The following is a 25,832-nucleotide window of genomic DNA, read 5'->3' as shown; positions in this document are numbered from 1 at the left end:
ATGCACAACAAGTTTGCAGTCAAAGATGAAATTGTTCGCCTGTTTAAAGATGGGCAACGCATCATGATTGGTGGTTTTGCCAATCATGGTGTTCCGAATAATCTCATTCAGTGCATCATCGAAAGTGGTGCGCGCCATTTAACTTTAATCTCCAACGACACCGGTGATGCGGATCTAACGATTGGACGTCTGGTCCATGAAGGCCTGATCGATAAAGTTATCTGCTCTCATATTGGTCGTAACACCGAAACTGTTGCCTTGGTTGCTGAAGGCAAAATAGAGGTCGAGCTCGTTCCTCAAGGTTCTTTTGCTGAGCGCATTCGCTGTGGTGGCTCAGGATTGGGTGGCGTCCTAACTAAAACGGGTCTCGGCACCATGGTTGAAGAAGGCAAAGAAATTATCACTGTGAATGGTGAAGAGTATTTGCTGGAAACGCCACTTCGGGCTGATATCGGTTTAGTAAGAGCACGTAGCGCAGATCCTATGGGGAACCTCACTTACCGTGGAACGTCGAGAAACTTCAATTCACTGATTGCCAAAGCATGTGACTTAACCTTAGTCGACGCAGATCTTCATGTCGAAATTGGTGAAATTGTTCCTGATAGCGTGGTTACACCGGGCGTGTTTGTCGACAAGATTCTGGTTAATAAGGAGTAACGTCATGGAAGCTCGCGATAGAATTGCAAAACGTGCTGCTGAATATTTCAAACCCGGAGATGTAGTTAATTTGGGTATCGGAATTCCGAGTCTCTGCTGTGATTATGCTGCCGATGGAGTGATGTTCCATACGGAAAATGGATTGATCGGTGTTGGGGAAGTCGCCAAAGGTATTTACGCAACAGAATCATTTTCCAATGCTACGGCAATGCGATTTCTGCCCGTCATTGGAGCAAGTGTGTTCGACAGTTCAGATTCATTTGGTCTAGTAAGAAGTGGACGTCTTGCTGCCACCGTGCTTGGTGCTCTTCAGGTCGCTGAGAATGGCGACTTAGCCAACTGGGCTTCTCCCGGCCGCTTATTTGGCATGGGTGGAGCGATGGACTTGGTTAATGGTGCCCGTAAAACGATCATTGCTATGGAACTGACTACTCGAAAAGGCGAACCCAAAATCCTGAAAGAGTGCTCTTTCCCACTAACGGGTAAGCAGTGTGTTGATCATATCGTTACCGAACAATGTGTCATTGACGTTACCAGCGACGGTTTGATGTTGGTTGAAATATTGGAAGGTTTAACTCCCGAAGATATCCAGCGACAAATAGAACCCAGACTCTTGGTATCTGATGAGCTGGTTGTTATGAAAGCATAATCGCTCACGAAATAAATTCTGTACTTTTCTTTTTCCAATAACTTTAACAATTACCCTGATTTGTTAAGGCGTATTGCTGCGCCTTTCAAATCTCCCTACAGCGTTACTTAACCTACTGCCTTAAGTAACGCAGGAGATAATTATTATGAATAATGATATTACGGTCGGGAAACAGGATGTGAGTGATCTTTCTGTTCCCAGTGAAATGACAAGAGGTTTTGGCGCACGCGGTTGGACCATTATTGTCTTTCAAGCAATTATGTTCTGGCTTGCCGCTGGTGCTGTTACCCACGGCCTAAACGTCATGCTTCCTGCTTTATCAAAAACGTTTAATCTTGACTACAATGCGCTACTGGCACTTGCTACTCCGGCTTCATGGGTATCGATTCTAGGTGCGCCATTCGCTGCTTGGTTGATGGAGAAAAAAGGCGCCAAATTCAATATTGTTTTTTCTCTACTTGCCTGCGGTCTGTGTTTTGGATTGCTTGGTCATTGGGGCACATTAACCGGATTTACAATCTTGTTTTCAGGTGTCTGTCTGTTCGGTACGGCATTTGCCTACATTGGTGGTACAGCGTTAATGGCTAGCTGGTTTGTTCGTCAAAATGGTATGGCTCTAGGCTGGTGTACACTTGGTCAAACTTTCTCAAGCTGTCTTTTTGTTCCTGCACTGGCGACGTCATTTGCGGTTTTTGGCGTTCAATATGGGTTCTGGGGTATAGCGATTCCCATGTTTATCATGGCTGTTCTTGTTCTGTTGTTTGTTAAGAACAAACCTGAAGATGTCGGTATGGCACCCGATAATATGCCTTTATCTTCGAAACTTAATACGAGAATAGAAGTGGACGAAGAGTCCAGCAATATCAGCATGAAAACCTTGCTAGGAATGAAAGACATCTGGTTGATGGGTGTTGCTACAGGTGCCATTTATATCATGCTCGTTGGTGTTGTAAGCCAAATCGTTCCTCGTCTAATGGCGATGGGATACGAGTTACAAACAGCGATTTTCTATATGTCGGCATCTGCTTTGTTTGGCATTATTGGCGCGTACGTTTGGGGCAAACTCAACGAAAAGATGGGTGTTAAGACGGCACTCTTGATCTATACCGCTTGGTGGATGGTTTCAATTGTTCTAAATCTCTACGCTACGAATGAATACCTATTATGGGCTTCTTTGTTCATGATTGGGGTCAGTCTACCTGGTGCAACAAATTTAAGTACTGCCTTAGTTGCGACTAAGTTTCCACGCAAACTTTATATTCGCGCAATTGCAATTGTTCATCCAATTCAGTCCGTAATCCGCTGTTTAGCGTTCTCAATTCTTGCCTTTGGTTTGGCTTATCTCGGCGGCTATCCCGGTGCCTATTCACTATTAGTTGGTGTAGGCGTTATCACACTGATTTTGCTCTGGCTTATTGATACCACACCGGTTGACGAAGCAACACTGACTAAAAAATAAATTCCTACAAATTAAAACAAGAACTGAGGTTAAAAAAATGAAAATACGTGAAGCAAAAGATAAACAAGTTATGTCCACTCTAAACGCTAACTGGAAATGTGGATTGGCGGTCGGTTTATTTCTAAGCAGTGTATGTTTTACTGCTGGCGCAGCAGAAGGCATTAGCCCACTTCAACCTGGTGCAACAACAGGCAATCCCGCGGGTGCTTTGCCGCCTCCTGGTGTATACCTTTCAGTCGACGCAAACTACGAGTGGGGTAACCTTCAAGATGGTTCTGCCAATGACAGGACTGAACCAAAGATCAAAATTGCGAATGTCAGTTCGGTTGCTAACTTGACGTATGTACCAGGTTGGGAGGTGTTAGGAGCAAGCTATGCGATGTCTGTTGCTCAGCCATACAAATGGGCAGACACCGAGGTAACGGTTGGTGGTTCATCTACAACTATTACTGATGACGGTAATGTGAACACCGTATTCGTACCTGCTATTTTGTCTTGGAATCTAGGCGAAGGCTTGTTCTTAGGAACTGGATTTGCTTTCTATTTGGATAATGGAGCCGATGGGATTGGCAATAATTACTACACCTTTGAACCTAATGTTGCTATCTCATATCTGAATAATGGCTGGAACCTTACTGCTAACAACATTTTTGACTTTAATACCAAAAATAAAGACAACGATTATCAGACAGGTAATTTCTACTATTTGGATCTAACCGCGACAAAAAGCGTGGATAAATGGACCTATGGCTTTATTGGTAACTACACACAACAGTTTACTGATGACAAACAGAATGGCACAACTCTAGCGGCTATTGATGGAGTGCGAAGCGAAGGTAATCGTGCGCAGCATGTTTTAGCAGGCGGTATGTTGGGTTATAACTTCGGTTCATTTTCGTTGAACACTCGTTTGCTTTATTCATTACGTGCTGAAAATGACGCGGATGTCTCATTTATCCACGTCGGTCTTAGCATGCCACTGTAACAAGAGATACTCAGGAATGTATTGAAGATATAATCCACTCAAACCCTAGGTCTAAAGCTCAGGCTCGGGGTTTGATATCTCCAAATGTGGGAGCGTTATCATGTATAACAAGAATAATGAGTTTAACAAGCAAGCTCTGGTCTTTATGGTCTTAGGCGTGATTTATTTCTTTTTGTTTTCAGGTTTGCAAAATGACCATATGAACGTCTTAACACCTTATTTGCTTAAGACAAAAGGTTGGACAGATTTACAAATTACTAATCCAGCAACAGCAGGGGCTGTAATGGCTACTGCGGTCTATCTTATAGGCGGTATCGCCTTTTTAAAAATAGGCATCAAAAAAGTACTCGTTGTCTGTTTGTGTCTTATGGGACTATCCGCTATTGGCATAGGTGTATCCGGTGACAACTATCTGCTTTACTGTATCAGTCTCTTTGTACTTCGCGTCATTGGTGTCCCTATCCAGTTGGGGGCATTTGCTCTTTGTGCCAATTGGTTCGTTAAATACAGAGGGCGTGTAATGGGGGTGATTACCACGGGAGCTCCTATATTTTCTATAGGTGGGATAGCGCTATTAACAGAGATGGTTGAACAACTGGGCTTACAAGCTTATGCGGTCGTCGGAGTGGGGGTTCTTCTCGTTGCTTTAGCAACTCTGTTTGGCGTAGCAGATAAACCGGAATCGATGGGTTTGTTTCCCGATGGCTCTGACAAAGCGCCGATTTCTGCTACCGATGAAATCATTAACATTCCGTTTAAAGAATTTATACGCGATATCAATGCGTGGAAAATTATGATTGCTTTCGGCACGTTGCAGTTCGCCATTATCTGCATGATGACCTACATGGCCGTGCGTTTCATTTCGTTAAGCACACCAGAAGACATCCCCAATTTATTTGTGAGCAAAGCGCTAATTTGGCTGTCTGTGGGGGCAATCAGCGGTATTCCTATGAGTTTCGTTCTTGGATGGATTGACGATAAGTTTGGCACCATCAAAGCAAGCATCGTTCTAACTATTACTTATTTATTCGCCGTTATTCCTTTGATGATCATGCCGATGGGAGGCAGTGAGTTTCTCATGGCGGTATGGGCTTTCGGCGTTGCGTGCATGACTGGCGGATTACTTACTTTGGACCCATGTATTACTTCTTATGTATACGGTCGTCAAAAATACATGTCTGCCAACAAGTGGAAATTCACCATTCAGTCGATCCCTGCCGCTTTTGCTATGGCGTTTATGGCAACATTTAATCAGAACGGAGACCTAACGACTGCTTATGCCGTTATTCTATGCCTGTTGATCCTTCCTTTAGGCATATTTATTTCTATGCTTGGGCTGAAAGATGCGAATGAAGCAGATAGAGCTTATGCGAAAACCAATATTTCTGAACAGGAAGGGCTTTGTTTAAAGTAAGTTGAATTCTACATCTGTTCGAAATCTTACCTAAAGATGCTTTTCAAAATGAAATGATGAAAGCTGTGTTGTTAGATTAAGCCAGCTTTCACCATTATTTGAAGCTAAGTGACATTCGTAATAGCAAAGTCAATGTTAGGTCTAACGCCCAACCTTAAACGCGAAACACACTCAGTAGTTTTTTCTGATTCTCAGATTCTTGTGCTAGTGCTCGGCTAGCATTAGTGCTTTCCGCGATACCCAACACATTCTGGTTAACAATATCGACAGTCAATGCAATGTTTGAAGATATGTCTTCAGTGACACTCGATTGCTCGCTAGCCGCTGTAGCGACCATTGAGTTTACGTCAGAGATTGTATTTACAGATTCAGTAATTCCTTTGAACGCTTCCTGAACGCTATTGGCTACTTGTTGAGAGTCGTCAATCAACTTAGTGTTTGATTTCATGAACTGGTCAGCTTTTTCTGCTTGGGTCTGAAGCTTGGTAATGATCTCTTGGATATCGATGGTTGATTGCTGAGTTTTCGCGGCTAATGAACGAACTTCGTCCGCAACAACCGCAAACCCTCGACCAGCTTCACCAGCACGCGCCGCTTCGATTGCTGCATTAAGTGCCAGAAGATTTGTTTGTTCAGAAATGCTGTTGATGACTTCGATCACCGCACCGATTTCAGTTGAATACTCTTTTAACTGGTTCACCAACTTCGTTGCTTCGGTTATGGATTCTCCAATTTTTAGCGAGATGTCATTGGACTTAATCAGCGATTTGTTGCCGATTTCAACGTTGGTAATGGCTTCATTTGCCGCTGTTTCAGCGTTGGCTGCGTTTTGGCTCATTTCCAATGCAGTGCTCGACATTTCGTTCAAAGCTGTAGCAATTTGCTCTACTTGGGAGAGCATATTTTGAGAGTTGTGGTCGGCCTGATTCATGGCAGAGGCCAATGTTTCCGAAGAGCCTGCAACGTTATTGGCAACCGAAACAAGCTGACTGGTTAAGTTAGACAGATTGGATGCGGTTTTATTGTAGCTTTCGGCAAGTACGCCTAATTCATTTTTGCCTAAATGGTCGATACGAGTTGTTAGATCGCCATCAGCCATTTTGGTCATGGCATCCTGTACTTGCTTAATTGATGAAGTGAGGTTCTTGGCAATTAGTACGCCAGTGAAAATAACGATAATAATCACGGCTACAACAACCCACATCATTAAGCTTATGGATTCATCGTAGAGAATATCACCATATTCACTGGCTTTTGTTGCCGAAAGTTCATTCAGATCAGACAGCTTCAATAACACGTCTGAATATTTTCTGTAGGCATCTCGTGAAGTGCCCAAAAATAGATCTTTAGCTTCTTGATTTTTGTTTTGTTCCGACAGCGCCAGCAATGATTTTTGAATGTTCAGATAGTTGTCATATTTCTTCTTGAACTCTTGTAGCATGAGACTTTCTTCATCGCTGGATACCAGTTTTTCATAGGCTGACAGCGTTTCGTTTACTTCTGATTTAATATTCTGAATTGATTGATCCGCTTGCTTAATCTGTGCAGCATCGGTAGAGATAATGTGCACTGATTCTACGTTTCTTAGATCTGCTGTTTGGGTGTTAATACGTTCTATGAGCTGAACAGAAGGCAACCAATTGGTCGAAATGATCGTCGATTGGTTATTGATTGTGCCCATTTGAGTGATTGAGATCCAAACTAGACCTAATAGAGCAATGACAGGGATGGTGAAGCCACCAAAAAGTAGTACGCCAATTTTAATGTTCCGCATAGTTATTCTCATCCTGTTGAGGTTCTGAAAGGTTGATCCGTTACATCATTGGACAGTATAGACGGTATTTCAGGGCATAATGTGTGATGAGGGAATATCACTAATAGATTAGATCTGAGATATTTTTACTAGACTCTCAATAAATTAAATTAATACTTTAGTAAACAATGCAAACTATCGAATCTAGGATTAACTGTATGAATTTGTATATTGTTTATGCTGGGAATCGAAACGGATAACTGAGAGAAGTAACGTTGATGACTGAGGTTAAGAGACCAATCAACTCGCATCGTGCATACCATGCACATGTGTATTTTGAACAAGAGACATTGCAGTTTGCTACCGATCTTTGCCATAAAGCGGGTGAACTTTATCCAGTAACAGTAGGGAGAGTGCATCAAAAGTTGGTTGGCCCTCATACAAAGTGGAGTTGTCAGTTGAAATTCACTTCGAGGGATTTTGACCACCTTATTACTTGGCTTGATGAAAATCGAAAAGGTTTAAGTGTTTTGGTTCATGCTTTGTCTGGTGATGAACTTGAGGACCATACTATTTACGCTTATTGGCTTGGTGAAGCTGTACCTTTGGATCTATCTGAATTCCAATAGCTGTTTATAACGTCTGGTTAAGATTCAAGTTTAGAACATGCCGCCACAATATCAGTGGTGGCATTCTTTAGTTATTATGCTAAGAAGCTATCGCATCTTAAATAGAAGTTAAGTAACTTTTCCAATCGTTTATTCGACCGTAATGTTGTTCATGTGGCAGCTTCATTAATGAGTCCTCACGCTCTGCGATAAGAGTCGGGTAGCCAGAAACGTGCAACTCACGCATAAGAAGGTGACTTTGATTTATGGTTTCATCAAGCAGTCTTTCAGTTTCTTCTGACGCCATCAGTTCGAGCCACTTTGAGTCATCGATATCGAATTGTTGGACGAGTTTGTGGAGCTCTTCCAACTTATATACTTCTAGTCCTTGAACATAGTGAGCTTGCTGAATTGCTTTCAGCATTTTATAGCTGCTCACGCCAAGTTGTTGTGCGCATAGAATGGCTTTGGTCGTTAGCATTGAATCTACAACAAACTCATTACTGGTTCTCAGTCGCGTTGTGTAATTTTCGCCAAATTTTACACCTGTTAATGCGGCTATTCGTGGGTCAGCGGCTAGGATATGTTGCTTAAAATGCTCAGAAAGGGCGCTTTTTTCGATCATTCCACCAGGGTGAAAAATCAAGTTTAAATTAGGGTTTTCTTCTATTGCTTGAATTAGCGAAGATGCGCCGTAGCACCAGCCGCACATAGGATCATAGAAATAGTGAATATTGGTCATGTTATTGTTCCTGAACGGGTCTATTCGTTTATTTGTAACTAATATAGTGAATTGATAAGTTCAGAAAAATAGCTAATTATAGACATCAGTGTTTCATAAAACGATCTAATCAAATGGACAGACTAACAGCTGCAAGAGTGTTTATCGATGTTGCTCAGTCGGGTAGTTTTACTTTAACAGCAGACCGATTGAACATGTCACGACCTATGGTGACACGTTATATCGAATCGATGGAAGAGTGGTTGAATGCAAGATTACTTCACCGTACAACAAGGAAAGTAACGTTAACTTCAGCAGGAGAAAACTGCTTGAAGCAGGTGGAAAACTGGCTGCTTGCCGGGGAAGCATTAGTCGATTTAACACAGACTGAAGTAGCCGATTCTCTGAAAGGCCGAATTAAAGTCTCTGCAAGTATGTCTTTTGGCTTCTCCCAGTTAATACCCGTGACTAAACTCTTCATGGAAAAGTACCCAGATGTTGTGGTTGATATCAATGTTGAGGACACCATTACAGATTTAGTCGAGCAGCAAATTGATTTAGCGATCAGAATTTCATCCAACCCAGATTCATCATTAATCGGTAAACCTATCGCAGATTGCCATTCGGTTTTAGTGGCGTCTCCGCTGTATTTAGTCAAGAAAAAGCCGATTAAGTATCCCAAGGATTTATTGAACCATAAGTGTCTTGGCTATAAACATTTCGAGCAACATGTTTGGCACATGAACTGTGGTAATAAACATGAGTCGGTTGAAATAAAACCCTGCTTAACCGCCAACGAAGCAACGGTGTTGTTGCATGCGGCTAAAGCTTCGATGGGTGTAACACTGCAACCTACGTATCTCGTTTCCGAAGAGATAAAATCAGGTTCATTAGTCCATGTCTTACCTGAATGGAAGCCGAATACGCTGACGATTTATGCCCTCTATTCTTCAAGAAAATATCTATCTAAAGCGGTACGAGCCTATATCGATTTTGTCTCTGAATATTTTTCGATTCAGAGATGGTAGTGTTCTAACAATAATGGCTACAGTTACCTAACTCTTTACCAAATAAAAAGGCAAATGAATGAAACGGATATGTGAAACAGAAAGATTAGTCATCAGGCAGTTTGAGTTAAATGACGCTGATTTTATTGTTCGTCTGCTCAATGAAGATGGTTTTATCCGTTTTATTGGAGACAAGAATGTTAGAAGTGTTGCTGATGCGGTTTCTTATCTAACCAACGGCCCGATATCCAGTTATCAAAAGAACGGTTTTGGCCTAAATATGGTTGAATTGAAAGAGAGCCAAACTCCGATAGGCATGTGTGGAATATTAAAAAGGCCGGAGTTAGATGCCCCCGACTTAGGCTATGCTTTTTTGTCTCAATATTACGGGAATGGCTATGCGAGAGAAGCTGCGCAAGCGGTATTAAATAGCGAACTTCCAAAACATAAGTTAGATAAAGTGTTTGCTGTTACATTCCCTGATAACACAGCTTCGAATCGCTTATTAAGCGACGTGGGTTTTATACAGACAGGGACAATGGAACTTTACGGCTCTGAAAATAATCTTTATGAATATTTCGTGTCTTAGCACGTAACAAAGCAATATATAATTGTAGCGTCACAATCTCGCTGGAAGCTTTTGCTTAACGTAGTCCAAAAATGCCGACACTTTTTGTGAACGATGAAACTGATCCGAGGAAAGTAGGGCAACGATGTCGGCTTCCTGAAGTTGATATTCCGGTAGAACACGAACCAATTTGCCCGTTTTTAATTCTTCTTTTACGTCCCATTCAGAACGTTGAATGATCCCTTGCCCGTCAATACACCAGTTCTTCGTTACTCTGCTGACATTACTAGAAAGCACTGGCACAACACGCACACTTGTTTCACGTTGAGTATCAATATGCGTTAAGCGCCACATTGTGGCATCTTCATCGTTTTCTCTTAAGGCGATACAACGGTGTAACTCTAAATCTTGAGGCTCATCCAATGGTGGTGCTGATTTTAGGTATTCAGGTGAGGCTAGTAATAATCGACGGTTCTTAGATAACACAATTCGTTTAAGGGCTGAGTCTTGCAAATGTCCTATATAGAACATGATGTCAGGGCTGTTGTGTGCAGACCATTTTGGGATATCTGAAAGGAAAAGTTCAATACGAAGTGAGGGGTATAACGACTGAAATTCTGCCGCTAAAGGGCCTATGTGTTTCTCTCCAAAGCCAAGTGACGAAACGAGCTTTAACTCACCCGAAATGGCCAATTTTTTATCCGACACATCTTGAGTTAAGTGTTCAAGATCTTTTAATAGTTGCTGTCCTTTACTCGCTAACACTTCTCCTTCAGTGGTTAAAGAGGTTAATCGAGCATTTCGGTCAATCAACTTAACACCGAGTTTTCTTTCAATATTTTGTAAACGCTGAGATACGCTTGGCGGTGTTACATTCAATTTTCTCGCTGCCGCAGCCAGTGAACGACTATCCGCTACAGTAATGAAAAATTCAATATCCTGAGATGAAAGCATTAAGTTCAACCTTAATGAAGGAGTTAGTTTTCGTTAATTTAACTACATATTACTCAGTGATACAAATAGCCATACAAAATTTAATTCACTAGGTGATTTATGGAAAATGTTGTGAATCTCAGCATGGCGGAATGGGTTTATGTGTTCTTATTTTTGGTTGCAGTGGTTGCGGGAATCGTTGATGCAATTGCTGGTGGCGGCGGGCTAATCACAGTGCCGAGTTTATTGCTTGTTGGGCTCCCTCCCATGACGGTTTTAGGGACAAATCGTCTGCAGGCTGTTATTGGTGAACTGACAACATCTGTGATGTTTATAATGAACAAGCAGTTCCCCGCCAAAGGACTTGTTTTGGGGGTAATCTTCACTTCGATAGGTGCAACATTAGGTACTTTCGCTGTTGGTGTAATGGATAAGGAAATTCTGGAAAAATTGCTACCAGTGCTAATGGTGGGCATTACTTTCTATTCAATTTTTGCTAAGAAATTGAAAGTGACAGAAGCGAGTGCCGCTTTGTTGTCGAATGCCCGCTTTATGATGATATGTGGAATTTTGATTGGCTTTTATAACGGTTTCTTTGGTCCAGGAACGGGTTCTTTCTGGATGTTGGCTTTTGTTACGTTACTTGGTTACACCATTAAACAAGCAACAATGGCGACAAAACCCTTAAACCTAATAGGCAATGTTATATCTCTCGTTCTGTTTATCTGGCTAGGCCACGTAGACTATCAATTGGGTTTAATCATGGGAGCAGGGCAGATCATAGGATCTATCATTGGTAGCAAATGTGTGATCTCGTTTGGTTCACGTCTCGTACGCCCTGTGTTTATCACCGTCACTCTCATCATGACCAGCAAACTAATCTACGAGAACCTTACTTCGGGTTGGTTGGTTTAGCTCGACTAGGCCGGATAGCACATTCAAAAATACGCTGTATATGTGTAGCTTTATTAATACATATACAGCGTAATTTAGTAAAAATACGGTCGTCGAAAGTCTAATTTGTTAGCTCTAACTTCGAATCATAATCTTCTTGAGCTGCAAGTACTGCATCCATATTTTGTTCTGCCCAGTGAGCAAGTGCCGCAACGGCTTCTGTTAGCGTGTTACCTAATGGTGTAAGTGCATATTCAACCGTAACTGGGACGGTTGGAAAAACGGTTCTTGTTACGAGTCCATCACGTTCTAGTTTCTTCAATGTTTGTGATAACACCTTTTGAGATATGCCTTTGATATCTTTTTTAAGGTGATTAAAACGCACTGGCTCATGGCTGAGCTTATCCAAAATGAGCATTGCCCACTTATCTGCAATGCGATCCAACACTGCTCTTGTCGGGCAGCGGTTTTCATAAACGTCGTACGCGAAATCCACAGTTTATCCTCTATGCTGAAATCACGAGATGGTTACTTCGAAGTTACTTTGTTACTAAAAAGTGCCTTCTTCACAACTCGTTTCGAAGAGTATAGATTAATCATCAAGTATCCTTCAACTACAAAGTATCTAAAATATACTTAGGAGATTCAAAATGAGTAAAGTATTGGTATTAGGCGCATCAGGTAATGTTGGACGCCCATTAGTGGAAGAATTATTGGCTAAAGGTGAACAAGTAAAAGCGGCTTCTCGTAGCGGTAAAGCAATGGGTGCGGCTGAAGGTGTGGTGTTTGATTACAGCGATTCATCAACGTTTGACTCTGCATTTGAAGGTGTCGATCGCGCATACGTTATGCTCGCAGGCGGTTATGTAGCTATTAAAGAGTTATTGATCCCAGTGGTTGAAGCTGCAGCAGCGCGTAATGTAAAAGTTGTTTTTCAAAGCGTGTTAGGTGTGGATGCAGATGACTCTATTCCATATCGCCAAGTAGAGATAGCGCTTGAAAATTCCGGTGTTCCGTATGTTATTCTTCGCCCTAACTGGTTCTCAGATAACTTCCATACCTATTGGAAAGCGGGCATTGACCAAGGTGTGATCGCTGTTCCTGCTGCTGACGGAAAATCTAGCTTTATTGACGTGCGTGACATTGCTTCAAGTGCAGCAGCTGCTTTATCAACGGACAAATTCGACAATCAAGCGTTCAATCTAACTGGTCCAGAAGCTTTCAGCTATGCGGAAGCAGCAGCAAAAATCAGTTCAGCACTAGGTAAGCCTGTGCAGTATCAAGCAATTGAAGAAGGTGCATTCTGTGACATGCTAAAGAGTGTTGGAGTACCAGCTGACTACGCGGAATTCTTGACTTCGATTTTCTACCCAGTTCGAGAAGGTTGGACTGCGGGTGTCAGTGATGCGGTTCAGGTGCTAACAGGCAAACCTGCACGCAGTTTGGATAGTTATATTAAGGATCATTTAGCTGATCTCGCTTAATACTAGGCAATAAAAGCCATCGTCCTATATGTTGTTGGCGATGGCTTTTTTATTTGGGTCGAGATTAGTCTGCATAGCCAGAACCGATCGCTCTGAAGGGCATTTTCAATCCTAACTCTGGAACTTGATTACCAACCCAAGCGGGGAAAGTATTGCTGTTCGGACCGGGGAAAAGAGTATACTCATTTGCCCATGGATAAAGGGCTACCACGTGCTGAATTTTAGGTATTAAGAGCTCTGCCTTTTCACCTTGAAGAGATAGAATTTTCTCTGGGCGAGCACCAAACCAATAGCGATCTGGAGTGTCAGTTGTATATTCATTCAGTGCAGGTTGCCGCCAACCAACGACTTCATAAACCGTATATTTATTCGCATTTTGAGGTTTTACAGCAAGCCATGAATGTACGGCAAACCAACCGCGCCAACTGTATGCGTCGGCTGCATAGAACTCTATAACAGCTTCACTGACTTCGTTAGGATTCGGGGCAATCCCCGCGGGCTCTCGGCTAGCCGTACGCCAATCTTTCTCGGTACAGCCCATGAGCGAAAGACCAGCAAGTAGGGAAGTGAAGAGAGTGAAACCAATTCGTTTAAGTTTCATGTCATCCTCCTTGATTAACATAGCTCTTTTAAATGAAGGAATCAGATACAGGAAACCCATATCTGACCCTTTATTTTTAACTCACAATTTGAAAAGTATTAGTAACACTCTTCCAGAATGTTAAGCACTTCTTCTGTTGTCAGTTTCTTATAGCCATTACCTAGGATAATGGTTGATTCTGCGATTTTCGGTAGCATCTCTTTCGTCGCGCCAAGCTTTTCAAGTGAAGTCACGATGCCACATTCTTTGGTGAATGCTTCTAGTGCATCAATACCTTCTAGTGCGATTTGCTCTTTGGTTTTGCCTTCCGCTGATACACCCCAAACTTGAGTTGCAAAGCGAACAAACTTATCCAAACCAAATTTGTAGATTAGGCGGTAGTAAGGCAGAGAAACCGCAGCCAGACCCATACCATGCGCACAGTCAGTGTAAGCGCCTAGCTGGTGTTCAATCATGTGAACTTGCCAGTCTTGTGTTTTTGATAGGCCGGTAACTGTGTTAAGAGCCAAAGTCGCATTCCACATGATGTTGCTGCGTGCTTCATAATCTTGAGGATCTTTTAGCGCAACGCGTAGGTTGTCGATAGAAGATTTCAACAGGCTTTCAATCACATAATCAGTCGTGTTTGCACCTTGATCAGAGAAGTATTGCTCCATTAGGTGTGACATTGTGTCGAACACGCCACTGACCATTTGGTACTCAGATACAGTGAATGTGTATTCTGGGCTCAAGATTGAAAATTTAGGGTAGGCCATTGGTGGAAACACACGACCCGCTTTGGTTTTGCTTTCTTCGTGAGTGATAACAGAGCCACCGTTCATTTCAGAACCAGTTCCAACCATCGTCAGAATTGAAGCAACAGGCACTACTTCGTTTGAAACGTCTTGCCATTCAACCCAGTATTTTTGGAATGGGTCTTGCTCAGTACAGTAAGCTGCCACTGAAATGCCTTTCGCACAGTCAACAACTGAACCACCACCTACAGCAAGAATAAGATCTACCTTGTGCTCACGTACAAGCTCAACACCTTCCATCATTTTGCTGTATGTTGGGTTTGGCATTACACCAGAAAGCTCAACCACTTTTTTACCCGCAGCGGTTAGGCTAGCGATAACTTTATCGTAAAGGCCGTTTGATTTAATCGCATTACGACCGTAAACCAACATTACAGTGTCACCAAACTTTGGTAGCTCGCTATCCAATTTAGCCAGAGAGTCTTTACCAAAGTGAATGGTTGTTGGGTTGTAGTAAGAGAAATCTAATTGCATTGTCACACCCTTCTTGAGAGTTGCAGTTAACGTTCTGAATTACATTGACGCTAACCGTGTTATACACCCGCAAATAAAATGCAGATGACGTTTAATATAAGAGATATTTTAGTAATTCAAGATGTAAAAGAAAATGCCAGATCCTCTTTCAGCATTGCCTATTCGTCCAAATCGAATCTTTAACAGAGGGTTAAGAAGGTTAAATTCGTAGAATAACTATATCTAATCACATTGTTTTATATGGTTATTTGTTATTTGGAATAATAGCAGTTAGACATCAAGGATTGCTTAATGTTTTTTCGATTAGAAATGATCAGCGAGTTAGCTAATTGTATTTGCTAAAAAAAGAGTGGCTTAGTTGCCACTCTTTTTGCTTAACGTTCTGCTTCTGCAACCATACGCTCTTGTTGCTGAAGTTGGTACATGGCTTTATAGCGACCATGATCCAACCGCATCAACTCATAATGATTGCCTTGCTCGATAAGGTGTCCTTTATCCAGCACCAAAATTCGGTCGGCATGATGAATGGTGGATAGGCGATGCGCTACCACGATCAGTGTCACTTTACCTCTCAACTCATTTAAAGCACGTTGAACGATTTGTTCAGTTTCGCTGTCAATGTTGGCGGTCGCTTCATCCAACAACAAAATCTTAGGTGTTCCTGCCAATGCGCGAGCGATAATCAATTGCTGCCTTTGACCTGTCGATAAGCGCAAGCCGCCTTCACCTAACTGGGTTTGATATACGTCAGTCATTTGCATAATCACTTCATGCAAATGGGCTTGTTTAGCTGCTCGTTCTACGGCTTCTTGAGTTAAGTTTCGACCCATATCGATGTTATCAAACACCGTTGTTGCTTGGACGAAGGGTTCTTGAGGGATAAAACCAATCAATTGACGTAGAGTCTTCGGCGGATACTGGCTGAGCTCGTGTCCATCAATTTTTATTGAACCTGCTTGTGGCTGATAGAAGTTCAATAGCAGGTTAAGCAGAGTCGATTTACCACTGCCAGTATGTCCTACGATGGCGAAGAACTTACCTGAATCAATCGTGGCATTGATGCTGTGCAGAACGGGTTTATTAGTTTGGTAGCTGAAGGTAAGATCTTCAATGCTTAAATCTCCTTGCTCAATCTCGTCCCAACGAACGTCTTTTTGTTCTGAAGAGGACTCTTGCAATAGCTCATAGACGCGATCGCCAGCTACAACTGCTTGTTGATATAAGCTAAAGCGCTGAGTGATCTCAACAAGCGGCTCAGTAAAACGGCCAAGATAACTGAGGTAAGCATACAAAACACCGACTTCTGCGACGCCTTCAACCACTTGTAAGCCAAAGAACCATACTACGCCGGCAAGTATAAGAATACTGAGCAAGTTAATCGCAGGGCGAAGCAGCATTGAGCCAACAATCACAGCTTTTAGGCGGGTGTCGTAATACTGGCTGTTAATGTCCTCGAACTGCTGCTGTTTGTTGTTTTGTTGGTTAGTTGCTTGAATAACCGTCATGCCGCTAATGGACTCATTCATCGTTGAGTTGATGTCTGAGCGCAGTTGTCGGCTTTGGGTTACCGCTTTCACACTGAACTTTTGGTAAAGGTAAATCAAGCTGACAACTGCCGGAATGAGTGTCAAAGCCACCAACATCAATTGCAGATCCAAAATCGCCATTGCGGTCAGGATACCGATGAGTAGCACTAAGTTAGCTAAGATGTTCGACAAAAACTGCACATAGATGTCTTTGATCGACTCTGTGTCATTAGTGATTCGGCTGACTAGTTGACCCGTGCGTGAGTAATCAAAGAACGAAACAGGCAGCGTCAAAACATGCTTAAACAAGCGCTTGCGAATGTCCAATACGGCATTGAGTGCGATGTCCAAAAAGCGCAGCGTTTGTTGATACTTGAGGTATGTCCCAAGCAATACTGAGATAACAAACAGCGAAATCACGCCCACCACAGGCCAAACAGGGTAGTGGTTCTGCATAACGAATTCATCAATAAACACTTTACTGAGCATTGGACCGAGCACATCAAAGCCAGTTGCCAGTACTACCAGCATTAATGTTTTAATAAACAGTGACTTTTCAGCAAAGACATAACTCATCAGAAGCTTAACTGATCCTGAGTTGTTAGAAGATGATTTTTTTATAGCAGATCCTCCTCTAATGCTTGTTCCATTTGTTGATATGCCGCCATTCGAGAGTACCAACCATCAAGACTAATAAGTTGATTGTGTTTCCCGCGTTCAACAATTTCTCCATGAGAAAGGACAATGATTTCATCGGCGTGCTCAATAGCTGACAAGCGGTGGCTTACCACCACAACAGTTTGTTCTCTTCGTTGTTGTAAATGCTTAATGATCAGTTTCTCTGTTTTAATGTCGACGGCGGAGAGAGCGTCATCCAATACCAATATCGGTGCTTGGCTTATGAGTGCACGAGCAATGGAAATTCGCTGTCTTTGTCCACCTGAGAGAGTCACACCGCGTTCGCCCACAAGAGTTTGATAGCCTTCTGGGAATTGCAGTATATCGTCGTGAATTGCCGCCAGTTTTGCTGCGTGATAAACGTCTTCATCGGTGGCGTTTGGCATGCCGATACGAATGTTTTCGATGATGGTCATACTGAACAGAAACGCATCTTGAGGTACGTACGCATACAGACCTCGCAAATTGGCGAGTGGAATATTCGCAACTGGCACGCCTGAAACTGAAATACTACCGTGGGTAGATTCCCAGTAGCGCATTAGCAAATGCAGTAAGGTTGATTTACCTGAACCTGTGGCTCCGGTAATCCCTAACACTCGATTTTGCTCTACGGTCAGAGAAACATGCTTCAAGGTGCTATTTTTTAAGCTGCTGTTTTCTAAAACAGTAGGCGCTGTATCAGGGTAGTTGAAAGTGACATCGTCGACAGAAAGTGCGTAACCTTCTGGTAGTGTTGTGCCTTTATCTGCAACAGAATCGGGTAGTTTCAACAATGACTCTAAACGACCAATAGCCGCGTTACCGCGCTGCAAAATGTTCATTAACCAACCAAATGCGTACATCGGCCAAATTAATTCAGACAAATACAGAGTAAAACTGGTTAGCTGACCAACCGTTAAACGACCTTCGCTAATTTGCCAACCACCGACGAGTAGGGCAATCAACAGGGCAGCCCCAAGGCTTAGCTGAATTATCGGATCAAACAGAGCTTCCGAGCGCTGCACATTGTAAGTGGTGCGCGCAGATTGCTGAGCAATTTGCGAAAACTTGTCTGATTCAATCTCTTCTCGACCCATAGATTTAATCAAACGAATACCCGATACCGACTGCTGTGTTTGTTCGTTTAGGGTAGAGAAAGAATCTAATGTCTCTTTAAACTGGTGATGGATTCGATTCGACAGCTTATAGAAGCCGTATCCCATGAATGGAAATGGGATGATGGCTAAAATTGCCAACTGCCAGTCAATGAAGATGAACATCATGACCAGCACCAGAATGAAAGTGAGTAGCCCATCAAAACCAGAAAGAATACCTTCACCAGCAGCAACTTCGACAGCATCAATATCGTTTGTGGCTCTCGCCATTAAATCACCTGTAGAGTGGATGTTGTAGAACGCTTGACCCTGACGAAGCAGGCGATGATAAAACTGCTCTCGCAGTATATTCCCCAACTTATAGGAAGTACCGAACAGCATTCTTCGCCAGCCATATCTAAGCAGGTACACCAGAATACTGACGCCTAAAAGGGCGAACAAATAGATTTCCGCTTGAGAAAAGTCTTTGGTTTGTAATAGCTTATCGATGGCATTACCAATAAGCCACGGCACCGCCATGTTGAGCATAGCGACGGCAAATAGCATCGATAACGCGATTGCGTAAGTAAAACGATGCTGACGGAAAAACCACTTTAGGTGTTGATATAACTGCATTACTGAGTGTTCTTATAATTTATGGTGTACATCTATAAAGAATGGAAGACTTGACCAATGACCTTTGAATGGAAAGGTGGAAAGGCGAGTACGAAATAAACTCTACCAACCTCACGTCCGTTTTGAAATCGAAATTTTGGTTAAGTTATCTTCGCTAAGGAAGAACAAAGAAATAGGCTGGGCAAACGCTCTTGTCGAGATATTTGCCCAGCCAGTAGAAGATGAGTGGTTAGGATTTCTTATCCAATGCTTAGTATTTTTATACCGTGTTCAGTATTTCTTATACAAAGCTTAATATTTTTTATACAAAGAGAGTTTGCCGTTTTGATCAAAGGCGATCACGTTGAAATCTTTGTATGGTTGATTCGGTGCAGCCATACCCGGAGAGTGTTGTGGCATGCCCGGAGCTGCTATGCCGGAGATATTTGCTGGACGCTCCGTTAACAGGCGAGCGATATCCTCTTCAGGAACGTGACCTTCCACCATGTAACCGTCGATAACTGCTGTGTGGCAAGACATTAACTGATTTGGCATACCAAATTTCTGTTTCACTGCACTCCAATCATTTTGATGATGCACGTTAACTTCATAACCTTTATCTTCCATGATAGCTGCCCATTCTTTACAGCAACCACAAGTAGGGGATTTATAGAGCTCAATAGTCGGTTTAGCAAAAACCGAGAAGCTGAAAGTGAGTGCTGAAAGAGTGATGGCTTTTAGTATGGTTTTCATAATTCGTTCCTCTTGTGTGAACATTTTTGTTCACAGCGCTTAATCTTCATCGTTTATTTTATTTCGATGGTTAATTGGCTTTGATTATAGTTAAGTGTATAAACACCTTTGCTTGGTATCCAATCTACCGCTTTTGTCTCGTAAGGATTTAGTTGAACAGTTTGCTCTGGTGTTAGCTGTGGCAGTGTGAGTTCAACTGGCTCAAATAATTTATTAAAGATCACCAGCTGTGCGGGCGTATCGGATTCAATAGTAATGGTTGAGGAAGTCGCTTTGTCTTCTATCGTCCATTCAACTAAAGATATCTTCCCTAGTGCTTCCAGATAAACCGCTAAATTTAACCTGTCCATGTTGGAAAGCGCGCTGGAAAGCAGCTGCATTGTAGGCTCGTTTGCCAAACTGTGGTTGATGTCATCCAAGGTTTTGCCGCGAATGTTGCCTCCGACATTACCTGCACCATTGGCATAAAGCCCATGACAGGCAATGCACCCATATCCACCAGCGGTTCTGAACAACTGTTCGCCAGCGTTGATATTCGGTGATGTCGTGGTCTCAGATACAGCGCTAACCGATACGGCACTAACCAAGGAAAGCAAAGTACCAATAAGCATTTTGTTCGCTATTTTCATGTCTGAGTTTGGTTCTCCATTCATGCTTTCAAAATAGCCCCAAAATTGGCTTTTGGGGCATAGGTCATTTAAAGAGTCACGCTCTTCATCATTCCCGCTTCAGCATGTCCCGGAATGTTGCAAGCAAACTCAACGTTGTTGTCCCCGTGGAAATGCCATGTGATCTGCTTGGCTTTACCCGGCTCAACGGTGACAGAATTTCCCGAGTCGTGCATGTGCTGACCATTCATACTCTTCATCATTTCACGATGCTCAATTTGTTCTGTGACAGAGCCGATGGTGAATTCGTGGTTAATTTTCCCAGTATTCATAACTACGAACTGAACGACATCGTTAGGCTCGATTTTTACTTCTTTTTTGAAGGTGATTTTCATGTCATCAGAGAGCATAACGTGAATCACTTTATTTGGTTTCGAGCCCATTGCTGGCATACCTACGTCAGACATACCATCCATACTCATCATGTTGTCATGATTCATTGACATGTCTTTGTTCATGTTCTCTGGAGCCATTTGACTGTGATTCATTTTGCTATGATCCATTTGGCTATGATCCATTTTATTTGGGTCCATTGAACTTGTATTGTTCATGGCAGCGAAAGCGACAGAAGAGCTGATAGTCAGTGCAATTGCGAGAGTTAACTTTTTCATGTTTGTTTCCTTATTCGTTAATCGTTTTTCGTTAATCATTTTTCGAGAGTGAGTTCGTTTCACGCTGTTTCCACAGCTTGAAAATAGCTGGGATAACCAGCAGTGTGAGTAATAGAGCAGAAGCCATTCCTCCAATCATAGGTGCAGCGATGCGTTGCATGATCTGCGAGCCAGTGCCGTGACCATACATAATCGGTACCAGACCAATAATGACTGTAATCACCGTCATCATTACCGGACGTACGCGCAGCCCAGCACCTTCGCGAATGGCTTCGTTTAAGTCATCTTTGCTTAGCGGAACATTCCGTTCCTGCGCTTTGAGTTTGGTGTAATGCCATGCTTGGTTGAGATAAACCAACATGATGACGCCAATTTCAACCGCTACACCGGAAAGCGCGATGAAGCCAACGCCAACAGCAATGGATAAGTTGTAATTAAGTGAATACATCAGCCATAAGCCGCCAACCATTGCCAGTGGGAGGGTTGCCATGATGATTAACACTTCACCCACTCGTCTAAAGCTGAAGTAAAGCAATAAGGTGATGATAGTCAGCGTAATTGGGATAACAACGCTAAGACGTTCTTTTGCGCGTTCCATATATTCATACTGACCAGACCAAGCCAGTGAATAACCCGCAGGGAGTTTTAGCTCGTCAGCGACACGTTTCTGCGCTTCCGATACGTATGAACCTAAGTCACGACCATCAATATCGACGAACACCCAACCGTTTGGACGCGCATTTTCTGTTTTGATCATCGGTGGACCGTCTTCGTAGCGAACATCAGCTACATCAGCCAGCGCAATACGCGCGCCGTTAGGTGTTACCAATGGCAGGTTTTGCAGTTTCACAACAGAATCACGGTAATCTTGTGGATAGCGAACGTTAATAGGGTAACGCTCTAAACCTTCAATCGTTTCACCCACATTCATACCGCCGACAGCGGTTGATACCACTTGTTGAACGTCTTTGATGTTTAACCCGTATCGAGCGGCTGCTTTACGTTTGATATCAACAGTAACGTATCGACCGCCTGCTACACGCTCTGCGTAAACAGAAGCTGTGCCTTCGATTTGATTAAGAATTGGCTCGAGTTGCGAACCGATTTTTTCGATTGTTGCAAGCTCAGGACCTACGATCTTAATGCCAATCGGTGTCTTGATACCGGTCGCTAACATGTCGATTCGCGTTTTTATCGGCATAACCCAAGCGTTGGTCAGACCCGGAAACTGAATCAGGCTGTCCAGTTCCTTGCGTAGCGATTCAGTCGTCACACCTTCACGCCACTCTTCGCGAGGTTTAAGTTGAATAACCGTTTCAATCATGGTGAGTGGCGCAGGATCGGTTGCTGTGTCGGCGCGTCCCACTTTGCCCCATACGGTTTTGACTTCAGGTACTGTCTTGATCAACTTATTGGTCTGCTGTAATAGTTCACGAGCCTTACCGATTGAAATGCCCGGATAAGTCGTTGGCATATACATCAAATCGCCTTCGTCTAATGGCGGAATGAACTCACTGCCCAATTTGCTGGTTGGATAGTAAGCAGAAGCCATTAGAGCCAATGCCAAAACGAGTACAGATTTTGGATAGTTCAGGCTTAAGTTCAGTAGCGGGCGATATAAGCCGACCAACGCACGGTTTACAGGGTTCTTGTGCTCAGGAAGGATTTTCCCTCGAATAAAATAACCCATTAACACAGGAACTAGCGTGATAGCTAAGCCAGCGGAAGCTGCCATCGCGTATGTTTTGGTAAAGGCTAGTGGAGAGAACATTTTCCCTTCCTGACCTTCAAGCGCAAACACGGGAACGAAACTTAACGTAATGATAAGCAGCGAGAAAAACAGTGGTGGTCCAACTTCCTGCGCGGCGTCACCAATGACTTGCCAGCGGTTTTTATCCGTCAGTGGTGTGCGTTCAATATGCTTGTGCACATTTTCGATCATGACTATCGCGCCATCCACCATAGCGCCTATAGCTATGGCTATTCCACCCAACGACATGATGTTGGCGTTGATACCTTGCCAATGCATAACGATAAATGCAGACAAGATCCCGACTGGCAGGCTAAGAGCAATAACCAGTGAAGAACGGATGTGGAACAGGAACAGAGCACACACAATTGCAACCACAATGAACTCTTCCGCTAACTTCTTCCAAAGGTTTTCAACTGCGGCGTTGATCAGGGTAGAGCGATCATAAGTTGGAACGATTTCCACACCATCAGGAAGACCACGTTGTAGCTCTTCCAATTTAGCTTTGACGTTGTCGATGACTTGACTGGCGTTTTCACCAAAGCGCATCACAATCACACCTCCAACCGCTTCACCTTCTCCGTTGAGTTCTGAAATTCCGCGACGCATCTGTGGACCTAATGAAATGTCCGCAATGTCACCAAGCAGCAGTGGTGAACCTTTGTCGGTCACTTTTAGCGGTAGAGCCTGAATGTCTTCAATATTGGTTAAATAGCCAGTGGTGCGAACCATATGTTCAGCTTCAGCCACTTCAATAACCGATGCGCCTGTCTCTTGGTTGCCGTTTTGAATCGCCATGTTGACTTGTTGGAGCGTCAAGTTGTACGCACGAAGCTTGGCTGGATCAATCTGGATCTGATACTGCTTGACCATACCGCCAACCGTCGCAACTTCTGACACTCCATCGACAGTCTGTAGCTCGTATTTTAAGAACCAGTCTTGCAGGCTGCGTAGCTGTGCCAGATCGTGCTTACCTGTCTTATCTTGCAGTACATAGCTGAACACCCAACCCACACCTGTGGCATCAGGACCTAGGGTTGGTTTTGCGTTTGCAGGCAGTTTAGGCGCTACTTGGCTGAGATATTCCAGTACCCGAGATCGAGCCCAGTACATGTCTGTCTTATCATTGAAAATGATGTAGACGTAGGAGTCACCAAAGAACGAATAGCCGCGTACAGTTTCAGCTCCGGGTACAGCGAGCATGGCTGTAGTCAGCGGGTAGGTGACTTGGTCTTCAACTACCTGTGGCGCTTGTCCCGGGAAGCTGGTTTTAATAATAACCTGCACATCCGACAGGTCAGGAATAGCATCGACAGGAGTATTTTTAACGCTAAATAAGCCGCCAGCCATAAGAGCAACGGTAGCCAGAAGAACCATAAAGCGGTTCTTCAGAGACCAGCGAATAATGGCATTGATCATTGCTTGCCTCCCATTCGCTCAATACTTTTTAGTGCGTAGTCATTGTTCTGCTTTTGCACTAGAAACCGTACGCGATCACCTTCCTCCAGACCATTCAGTTTAATGTCCGGGTCAACGGTAAAATTCATTTCACCCGCTTCCCAGTTCCATTCGGAAACAGGTAAGTGTTGCAGGGTTATCATGCCGAAATCTTGCATCAACATGGTGATATCACCTTCAATCCAAACTTCACCAGCTACCACGCTGCCATCGGATTTAAGGTTAATAACTTGATATTGACCATCGGGTGTTTTTTGCAATTCAAACTCAATCGCTTGACCTGCTTTTAATGCGCTGAAATCAATATCGTCACTGACGGTGAAGTTCATCGTCATACCCGGCCAGTTCCACTCAGCAACTGGCTGGTGGTTGATGGTGAGCGTGCGAGATGCGGTTAGAACATCGCTGATTTCACCTTTTGCCCATACGCTTTGGCTGTTCGCTGTTCCTTTGTCATTTGAAATACCGTCGATACGCGCTAGATCCGCTGTTTGGCTTGATTCAGAGTCCAGTAAGAAATGCGCAGACGTGACAACGTTACTTTTTTCTGTCAGACCCTGTAGCACTTCTACTTTGTCGCCAGCTTCTCTTCCTATCTGAACTCGTGCAGAACGATATTTGCCTTCACCTTCAGACAAAACTACTCGAGTCATACCACCAGAGCGAATTACTGCCGATTTAGGGATAGTCAGTACGGATTCATCCGTCACAGGTTGCAACGATATGTTGGCAAACATATTGGGTTTTAAATCCCCTTGAGGATTCGGGAACTTAAGACGTAAACGCAGGGTGCGAGTTTTAGGATCTAAAATAGGGTAGACGTAATCAATCTCGCCTTGCCACTCTTTAGTCGGTAACGCATCCAATGTCATCTTGGCTTTGCTACCCGCCTTAACCCAGTGAGATTGGCGCTCAAATACTTCTGCATCAACCCAGACATTTTCCAAAGGACCTGCGCTAATCACGGCTTGAGCTGGAGATAGATAACCACCTTCGCGTACATTTAAGCTGGCGATGACGCCATCGGATTTGGCTTTGATATCGATGGTTTGTGATGCTTTTCCACGTTTAACGATCGATTGAATTTGTTGGCGGTCAACGCCTAAAGTAACCAACCTTTCAGTTGCCCCTTTAACGAGTCCGTCTCGTCCCGTGCGGTAAGCATTAATCAGTTCTTCTTGTGCTTTAACCAATTCAGGGGAGTATAAGGTGAACAGCACATCACCTTTTTTAACTTTGTCGCCAATAGCATTAACGTTAAGTTTTTCTACCCAACCTGCTACTCGTACGTTGGTTTGCCACAGCAGACTTTCATCAAAGGCAATATAGCCAACGGTTTCAATACTTGGCGACAATGGTGTGATTTGGGCTGACGCTACTTTTACGCCGAGATTATTCTCAACCGCTGGATCGATGGTGACTGTGCCGGGTTTTTTATCTTGCGCTGAGTCATCTGCATAAACAGGAATCAAATCCATCCCCATCGGTGATTTACCCGGTTTATCACGCTTGTAGTTCGGATCCATCGGCGCGACCCAGTACAGTGGTTCATCTTTGGATTGAGCTTGATTGATACCACTCTCGCCCAATTGCGCAGTGTGATTTGACATGTCTGTCTGGGACAAAAGAGTTTGAGCTCCAAAGCCCATTGCTGCACCAATAACAAGCGCAAGTGTTGTAACGTGAAGTGTTTTCATTA

Annotated in this window: 23 protein-coding genes; 10 read left to right on the top strand and 13 right to left on the bottom strand. The window is 43.4% G+C overall.

Translation table 11 applies throughout. From position 1 onward, the window contains the following. The 5 genes from G5S32_RS20495 to G5S32_RS20475 all read left to right on the top strand — a co-directional run bounded on the left by G5S32_RS20495 (position 1) and on the right by G5S32_RS20475 (position 5,164). Positions 1-657: a CoA transferase subunit A gene (locus G5S32_RS20495; RefSeq protein ID WP_165313989.1), complete on the top strand. Its 657-nt coding sequence runs from the start codon at positions 1-3 to the stop codon at positions 655-657. 4 nt (positions 658-661) lie between these two features. Next, positions 662-1,306, top strand: coding sequence for a CoA-transferase (locus G5S32_RS20490; protein ID WP_165313988.1), 645 nt, complete (start codon positions 662-664; stop codon positions 1,304-1,306). Positions 1,307-1,451: 145 nt separating this feature from the next. After that, positions 1,452-2,765 carry an MFS transporter gene (locus G5S32_RS20485; RefSeq protein ID WP_165313987.1) on the top strand — a complete coding sequence of 438 codons (1,314 nt, stop codon included), beginning with the start codon at positions 1,452-1,454 and terminating at the stop codon, positions 2,763-2,765. A 37-nt stretch (positions 2,766-2,802) separates the two neighbouring features. Continuing rightward, a complete protein-coding gene (locus G5S32_RS20480) occupies positions 2,803-3,750 on the top strand; it encodes a SphA family protein (protein WP_165313986.1) in 948 nt (315 codons plus the stop codon). Between the two features lie 100 nt (positions 3,751-3,850). Next, a complete protein-coding gene (locus tag G5S32_RS20475; RefSeq protein ID WP_165313985.1) occupies positions 3,851-5,164 on the top strand; it encodes an MFS transporter in 1,314 nt (437 codons plus the stop codon). Between the two features lie 154 nt (positions 5,165-5,318). Here G5S32_RS20475 and G5S32_RS20470 read toward each other — a convergent pair whose 3' ends face one another. Further along, positions 5,319-6,938, bottom strand: coding sequence for a methyl-accepting chemotaxis protein (locus tag G5S32_RS20470; RefSeq protein ID WP_165313984.1), 1,620 nt, complete (start codon positions 6,936-6,938; stop codon positions 5,319-5,321). 257 nt (positions 6,939-7,195) lie between these two features. On the opposite strand from G5S32_RS20470, the gene G5S32_RS20465 reads away from it, so the two are divergent. After that, entirely contained in the window at positions 7,196-7,546 is a 351-nt protein-coding gene (locus tag G5S32_RS20465) for a DOPA 4,5-dioxygenase family protein (RefSeq protein WP_165313983.1), read from the top strand. 97 nt (positions 7,547-7,643) lie between these two features. On the opposite strand, the gene G5S32_RS20460 is transcribed toward G5S32_RS20465, so the two are convergent. Beyond that, complete coding sequence (locus G5S32_RS20460; RefSeq protein WP_165313982.1) at positions 7,644-8,267, bottom strand: DsbA family protein; 624 nt, start codon at positions 8,265-8,267, stop codon at positions 7,644-7,646. 113 nt (positions 8,268-8,380) lie between these two features. On the opposite strand from G5S32_RS20460, the gene G5S32_RS20455 reads away from it, so the two are divergent. Both G5S32_RS20455 and G5S32_RS20450 read left to right on the top strand, forming a co-directional pair. Continuing rightward, positions 8,381-9,274, top strand: a complete 894-nt coding sequence (locus tag G5S32_RS20455; protein ID WP_165313981.1) for a LysR family transcriptional regulator — start codon at positions 8,381-8,383, stop codon at positions 9,272-9,274. A 58-nt stretch (positions 9,275-9,332) separates the two neighbouring features. After that, on the top strand, positions 9,333-9,842 hold the full coding sequence (locus G5S32_RS20450; RefSeq protein ID WP_165313980.1) for a GNAT family N-acetyltransferase: 510 nt from the start codon (positions 9,333-9,335) through the stop codon (positions 9,840-9,842). 30 nt (positions 9,843-9,872) lie between these two features. Here G5S32_RS20450 and G5S32_RS20445 read toward each other — a convergent pair whose 3' ends face one another. Further along, on the bottom strand, positions 9,873-10,775 hold the full coding sequence (locus G5S32_RS20445; protein WP_165313979.1) for a LysR family transcriptional regulator: 903 nt from the start codon (positions 10,773-10,775) through the stop codon (positions 9,873-9,875). 99 nt (positions 10,776-10,874) lie between these two features. Between G5S32_RS20445 and G5S32_RS20440 the strand changes: the two genes are divergently transcribed. After that, complete coding sequence (locus G5S32_RS20440) at positions 10,875-11,669, top strand: TSUP family transporter (RefSeq protein WP_165313978.1); 795 nt, start codon at positions 10,875-10,877, stop codon at positions 11,667-11,669. Between the two features lie 100 nt (positions 11,670-11,769). On the opposite strand, the gene G5S32_RS20435 is transcribed toward G5S32_RS20440, so the two are convergent. Next, positions 11,770-12,144, bottom strand: coding sequence for a winged helix-turn-helix transcriptional regulator (locus G5S32_RS20435; protein WP_165313977.1), 375 nt, complete (start codon positions 12,142-12,144; stop codon positions 11,770-11,772). Between the two features lie 154 nt (positions 12,145-12,298). Here G5S32_RS20435 and G5S32_RS20430 point away from each other — a divergent pair, with 154 nt between their 5' ends. Next, a complete protein-coding gene (locus G5S32_RS20430; protein WP_165313976.1) occupies positions 12,299-13,132 on the top strand; it encodes an SDR family oxidoreductase in 834 nt (277 codons plus the stop codon). 64 nt (positions 13,133-13,196) lie between these two features. Here the strand turns inward: G5S32_RS20430 and G5S32_RS20425 are convergent, their stop codons facing one another. The 9 genes from G5S32_RS20425 to G5S32_RS20385 form a co-directional block, all read right to left on the bottom strand. After that, a complete protein-coding gene (locus G5S32_RS20425; protein ID WP_165313975.1) occupies positions 13,197-13,733 on the bottom strand; it encodes a DUF3750 domain-containing protein in 537 nt (178 codons plus the stop codon). Positions 13,734-13,831: 98 nt separating this feature from the next. Beyond that, complete coding sequence (locus G5S32_RS20420; RefSeq protein ID WP_165313974.1) at positions 13,832-15,001, bottom strand: iron-containing alcohol dehydrogenase; 1,170 nt, start codon at positions 14,999-15,001, stop codon at positions 13,832-13,834. Between the two features lie 374 nt (positions 15,002-15,375). Next, positions 15,376-17,103: an ABC transporter ATP-binding protein gene (locus G5S32_RS20415; RefSeq protein WP_165313973.1), complete on the bottom strand. Its 1,728-nt coding sequence runs from the start codon at positions 17,101-17,103 to the stop codon at positions 15,376-15,378. Between the two features lie 41 nt (positions 17,104-17,144). Then, positions 17,145-18,914, bottom strand: a complete 1,770-nt coding sequence (locus G5S32_RS20410) for an ABC transporter ATP-binding protein (protein WP_165313972.1) — start codon at positions 18,912-18,914, stop codon at positions 17,145-17,147. 291 nt (positions 18,915-19,205) lie between these two features. Continuing rightward, on the bottom strand, positions 19,206-19,646 hold the full coding sequence (locus tag G5S32_RS20405) for a DUF411 domain-containing protein (protein WP_165313971.1): 441 nt from the start codon (positions 19,644-19,646) through the stop codon (positions 19,206-19,208). Positions 19,647-19,699: 53 nt separating this feature from the next. Next, positions 19,700-20,275, bottom strand: a complete 576-nt coding sequence (locus G5S32_RS20400; protein ID WP_165313970.1) for a c-type cytochrome — start codon at positions 20,273-20,275, stop codon at positions 19,700-19,702. Between the two features lie 68 nt (positions 20,276-20,343). Beyond that, positions 20,344-20,925 (bottom strand): copper-resistant cuproprotein CopI, encoded by a 582-nt coding sequence (gene copI / locus G5S32_RS20395; protein WP_165313969.1) that lies wholly within the window; start codon positions 20,923-20,925, stop codon positions 20,344-20,346. A gap of 31 nt (positions 20,926-20,956) precedes the next feature. Then, positions 20,957-24,094: an efflux RND transporter permease subunit gene (locus G5S32_RS20390; RefSeq protein ID WP_165313968.1), complete on the bottom strand. Its 3,138-nt coding sequence runs from the start codon at positions 24,092-24,094 to the stop codon at positions 20,957-20,959. Further along, entirely contained in the window at positions 24,091-25,830 is a 1,740-nt protein-coding gene (locus tag G5S32_RS20385; RefSeq protein ID WP_165313967.1) for an efflux RND transporter periplasmic adaptor subunit, read from the bottom strand. The genes G5S32_RS20390 and G5S32_RS20385 overlap by 4 nt, the downstream gene beginning before the upstream one ends. Positions 25,831-25,832: the final 2 nt, after the last annotated feature.

Origin of the sequence: Vibrio ziniensis (assembly GCF_011064285.1) — a bacterium.
Lineage (GTDB): Bacteria > Pseudomonadota > Gammaproteobacteria > Enterobacterales > Vibrionaceae > Vibrio > Vibrio ziniensis.
Note: the sequence above shows the minus strand (reverse complement) of the source record. Positions and strands in the feature narration are given on the sequence as shown.

What these genes read in the sequence shown, in the direction of transcription:
- G5S32_RS20495 (WP_165313989.1), top strand. Translation starts at nt 1, where the DNA reads ATGCACAACAAGTTTGCAGTCAAAGATGAAATTGTTCGCCTGTTTAAA.
- G5S32_RS20490 (WP_165313988.1), top strand. Translation starts at nt 662, where the DNA reads ATGGAAGCTCGCGATAGAATTGCAAAACGTGCTGCTGAATATTTCAAA.
- G5S32_RS20485 (WP_165313987.1), top strand. Translation starts at nt 1,452, where the DNA reads ATGAATAATGATATTACGGTCGGGAAACAGGATGTGAGTGATCTTTCT.
- G5S32_RS20480 (WP_165313986.1), top strand. Translation starts at nt 2,803, where the DNA reads ATGAAAATACGTGAAGCAAAAGATAAACAAGTTATGTCCACTCTAAAC.
- G5S32_RS20475 (WP_165313985.1), top strand. Translation starts at nt 3,851, where the DNA reads ATGTATAACAAGAATAATGAGTTTAACAAGCAAGCTCTGGTCTTTATG.
- G5S32_RS20470 (WP_165313984.1), bottom strand. Translation starts at nt 6,938, where the DNA reads ATGCGGAACATTAAAATTGGCGTACTACTTTTTGGTGGCTTCACCATC.
- G5S32_RS20465 (WP_165313983.1), top strand. Translation starts at nt 7,196, where the DNA reads ATGACTGAGGTTAAGAGACCAATCAACTCGCATCGTGCATACCATGCA.
- G5S32_RS20460 (WP_165313982.1), bottom strand. Translation starts at nt 8,267, where the DNA reads ATGACCAATATTCACTATTTCTATGATCCTATGTGCGGCTGGTGCTAC.
- G5S32_RS20455 (WP_165313981.1), top strand. Translation starts at nt 8,381, where the DNA reads ATGGACAGACTAACAGCTGCAAGAGTGTTTATCGATGTTGCTCAGTCG.
- G5S32_RS20450 (WP_165313980.1), top strand. Translation starts at nt 9,333, where the DNA reads ATGAAACGGATATGTGAAACAGAAAGATTAGTCATCAGGCAGTTTGAG.
- G5S32_RS20445 (WP_165313979.1), bottom strand. Translation starts at nt 10,775, where the DNA reads ATGCTTTCATCTCAGGATATTGAATTTTTCATTACTGTAGCGGATAGT.
- G5S32_RS20440 (WP_165313978.1), top strand. Translation starts at nt 10,875, where the DNA reads ATGGAAAATGTTGTGAATCTCAGCATGGCGGAATGGGTTTATGTGTTC.
- G5S32_RS20430 (WP_165313976.1), top strand. Translation starts at nt 12,299, where the DNA reads ATGAGTAAAGTATTGGTATTAGGCGCATCAGGTAATGTTGGACGCCCA.
- G5S32_RS20425 (WP_165313975.1), bottom strand. Translation starts at nt 13,733, where the DNA reads ATGAAACTTAAACGAATTGGTTTCACTCTCTTCACTTCCCTACTTGCT.
- G5S32_RS20420 (WP_165313974.1), bottom strand. Translation starts at nt 15,001, where the DNA reads ATGCAATTAGATTTCTCTTACTACAACCCAACAACCATTCACTTTGGT.
- G5S32_RS20415 (WP_165313973.1), bottom strand. Translation starts at nt 17,103, where the DNA reads ATGAGTTATGTCTTTGCTGAAAAGTCACTGTTTATTAAAACATTAATG.
- G5S32_RS20410 (WP_165313972.1), bottom strand. Translation starts at nt 18,914, where the DNA reads ATGCAGTTATATCAACACCTAAAGTGGTTTTTCCGTCAGCATCGTTTT.
- G5S32_RS20405 (WP_165313971.1), bottom strand. Translation starts at nt 19,646, where the DNA reads ATGAAAACCATACTAAAAGCCATCACTCTTTCAGCACTCACTTTCAGC.
- G5S32_RS20400 (WP_165313970.1), bottom strand. Translation starts at nt 20,275, where the DNA reads ATGAAAATAGCGAACAAAATGCTTATTGGTACTTTGCTTTCCTTGGTT.
- copI (WP_165313969.1), bottom strand. Translation starts at nt 20,925, where the DNA reads ATGAAAAAGTTAACTCTCGCAATTGCACTGACTATCAGCTCTTCTGTC.
- G5S32_RS20390 (WP_165313968.1), bottom strand. Translation starts at nt 24,094, where the DNA reads ATGATCAATGCCATTATTCGCTGGTCTCTGAAGAACCGCTTTATGGTT.
- G5S32_RS20385 (WP_165313967.1), bottom strand. Translation starts at nt 25,830, where the DNA reads ATGAAAACACTTCACGTTACAACACTTGCGCTTGTTATTGGTGCAGCA.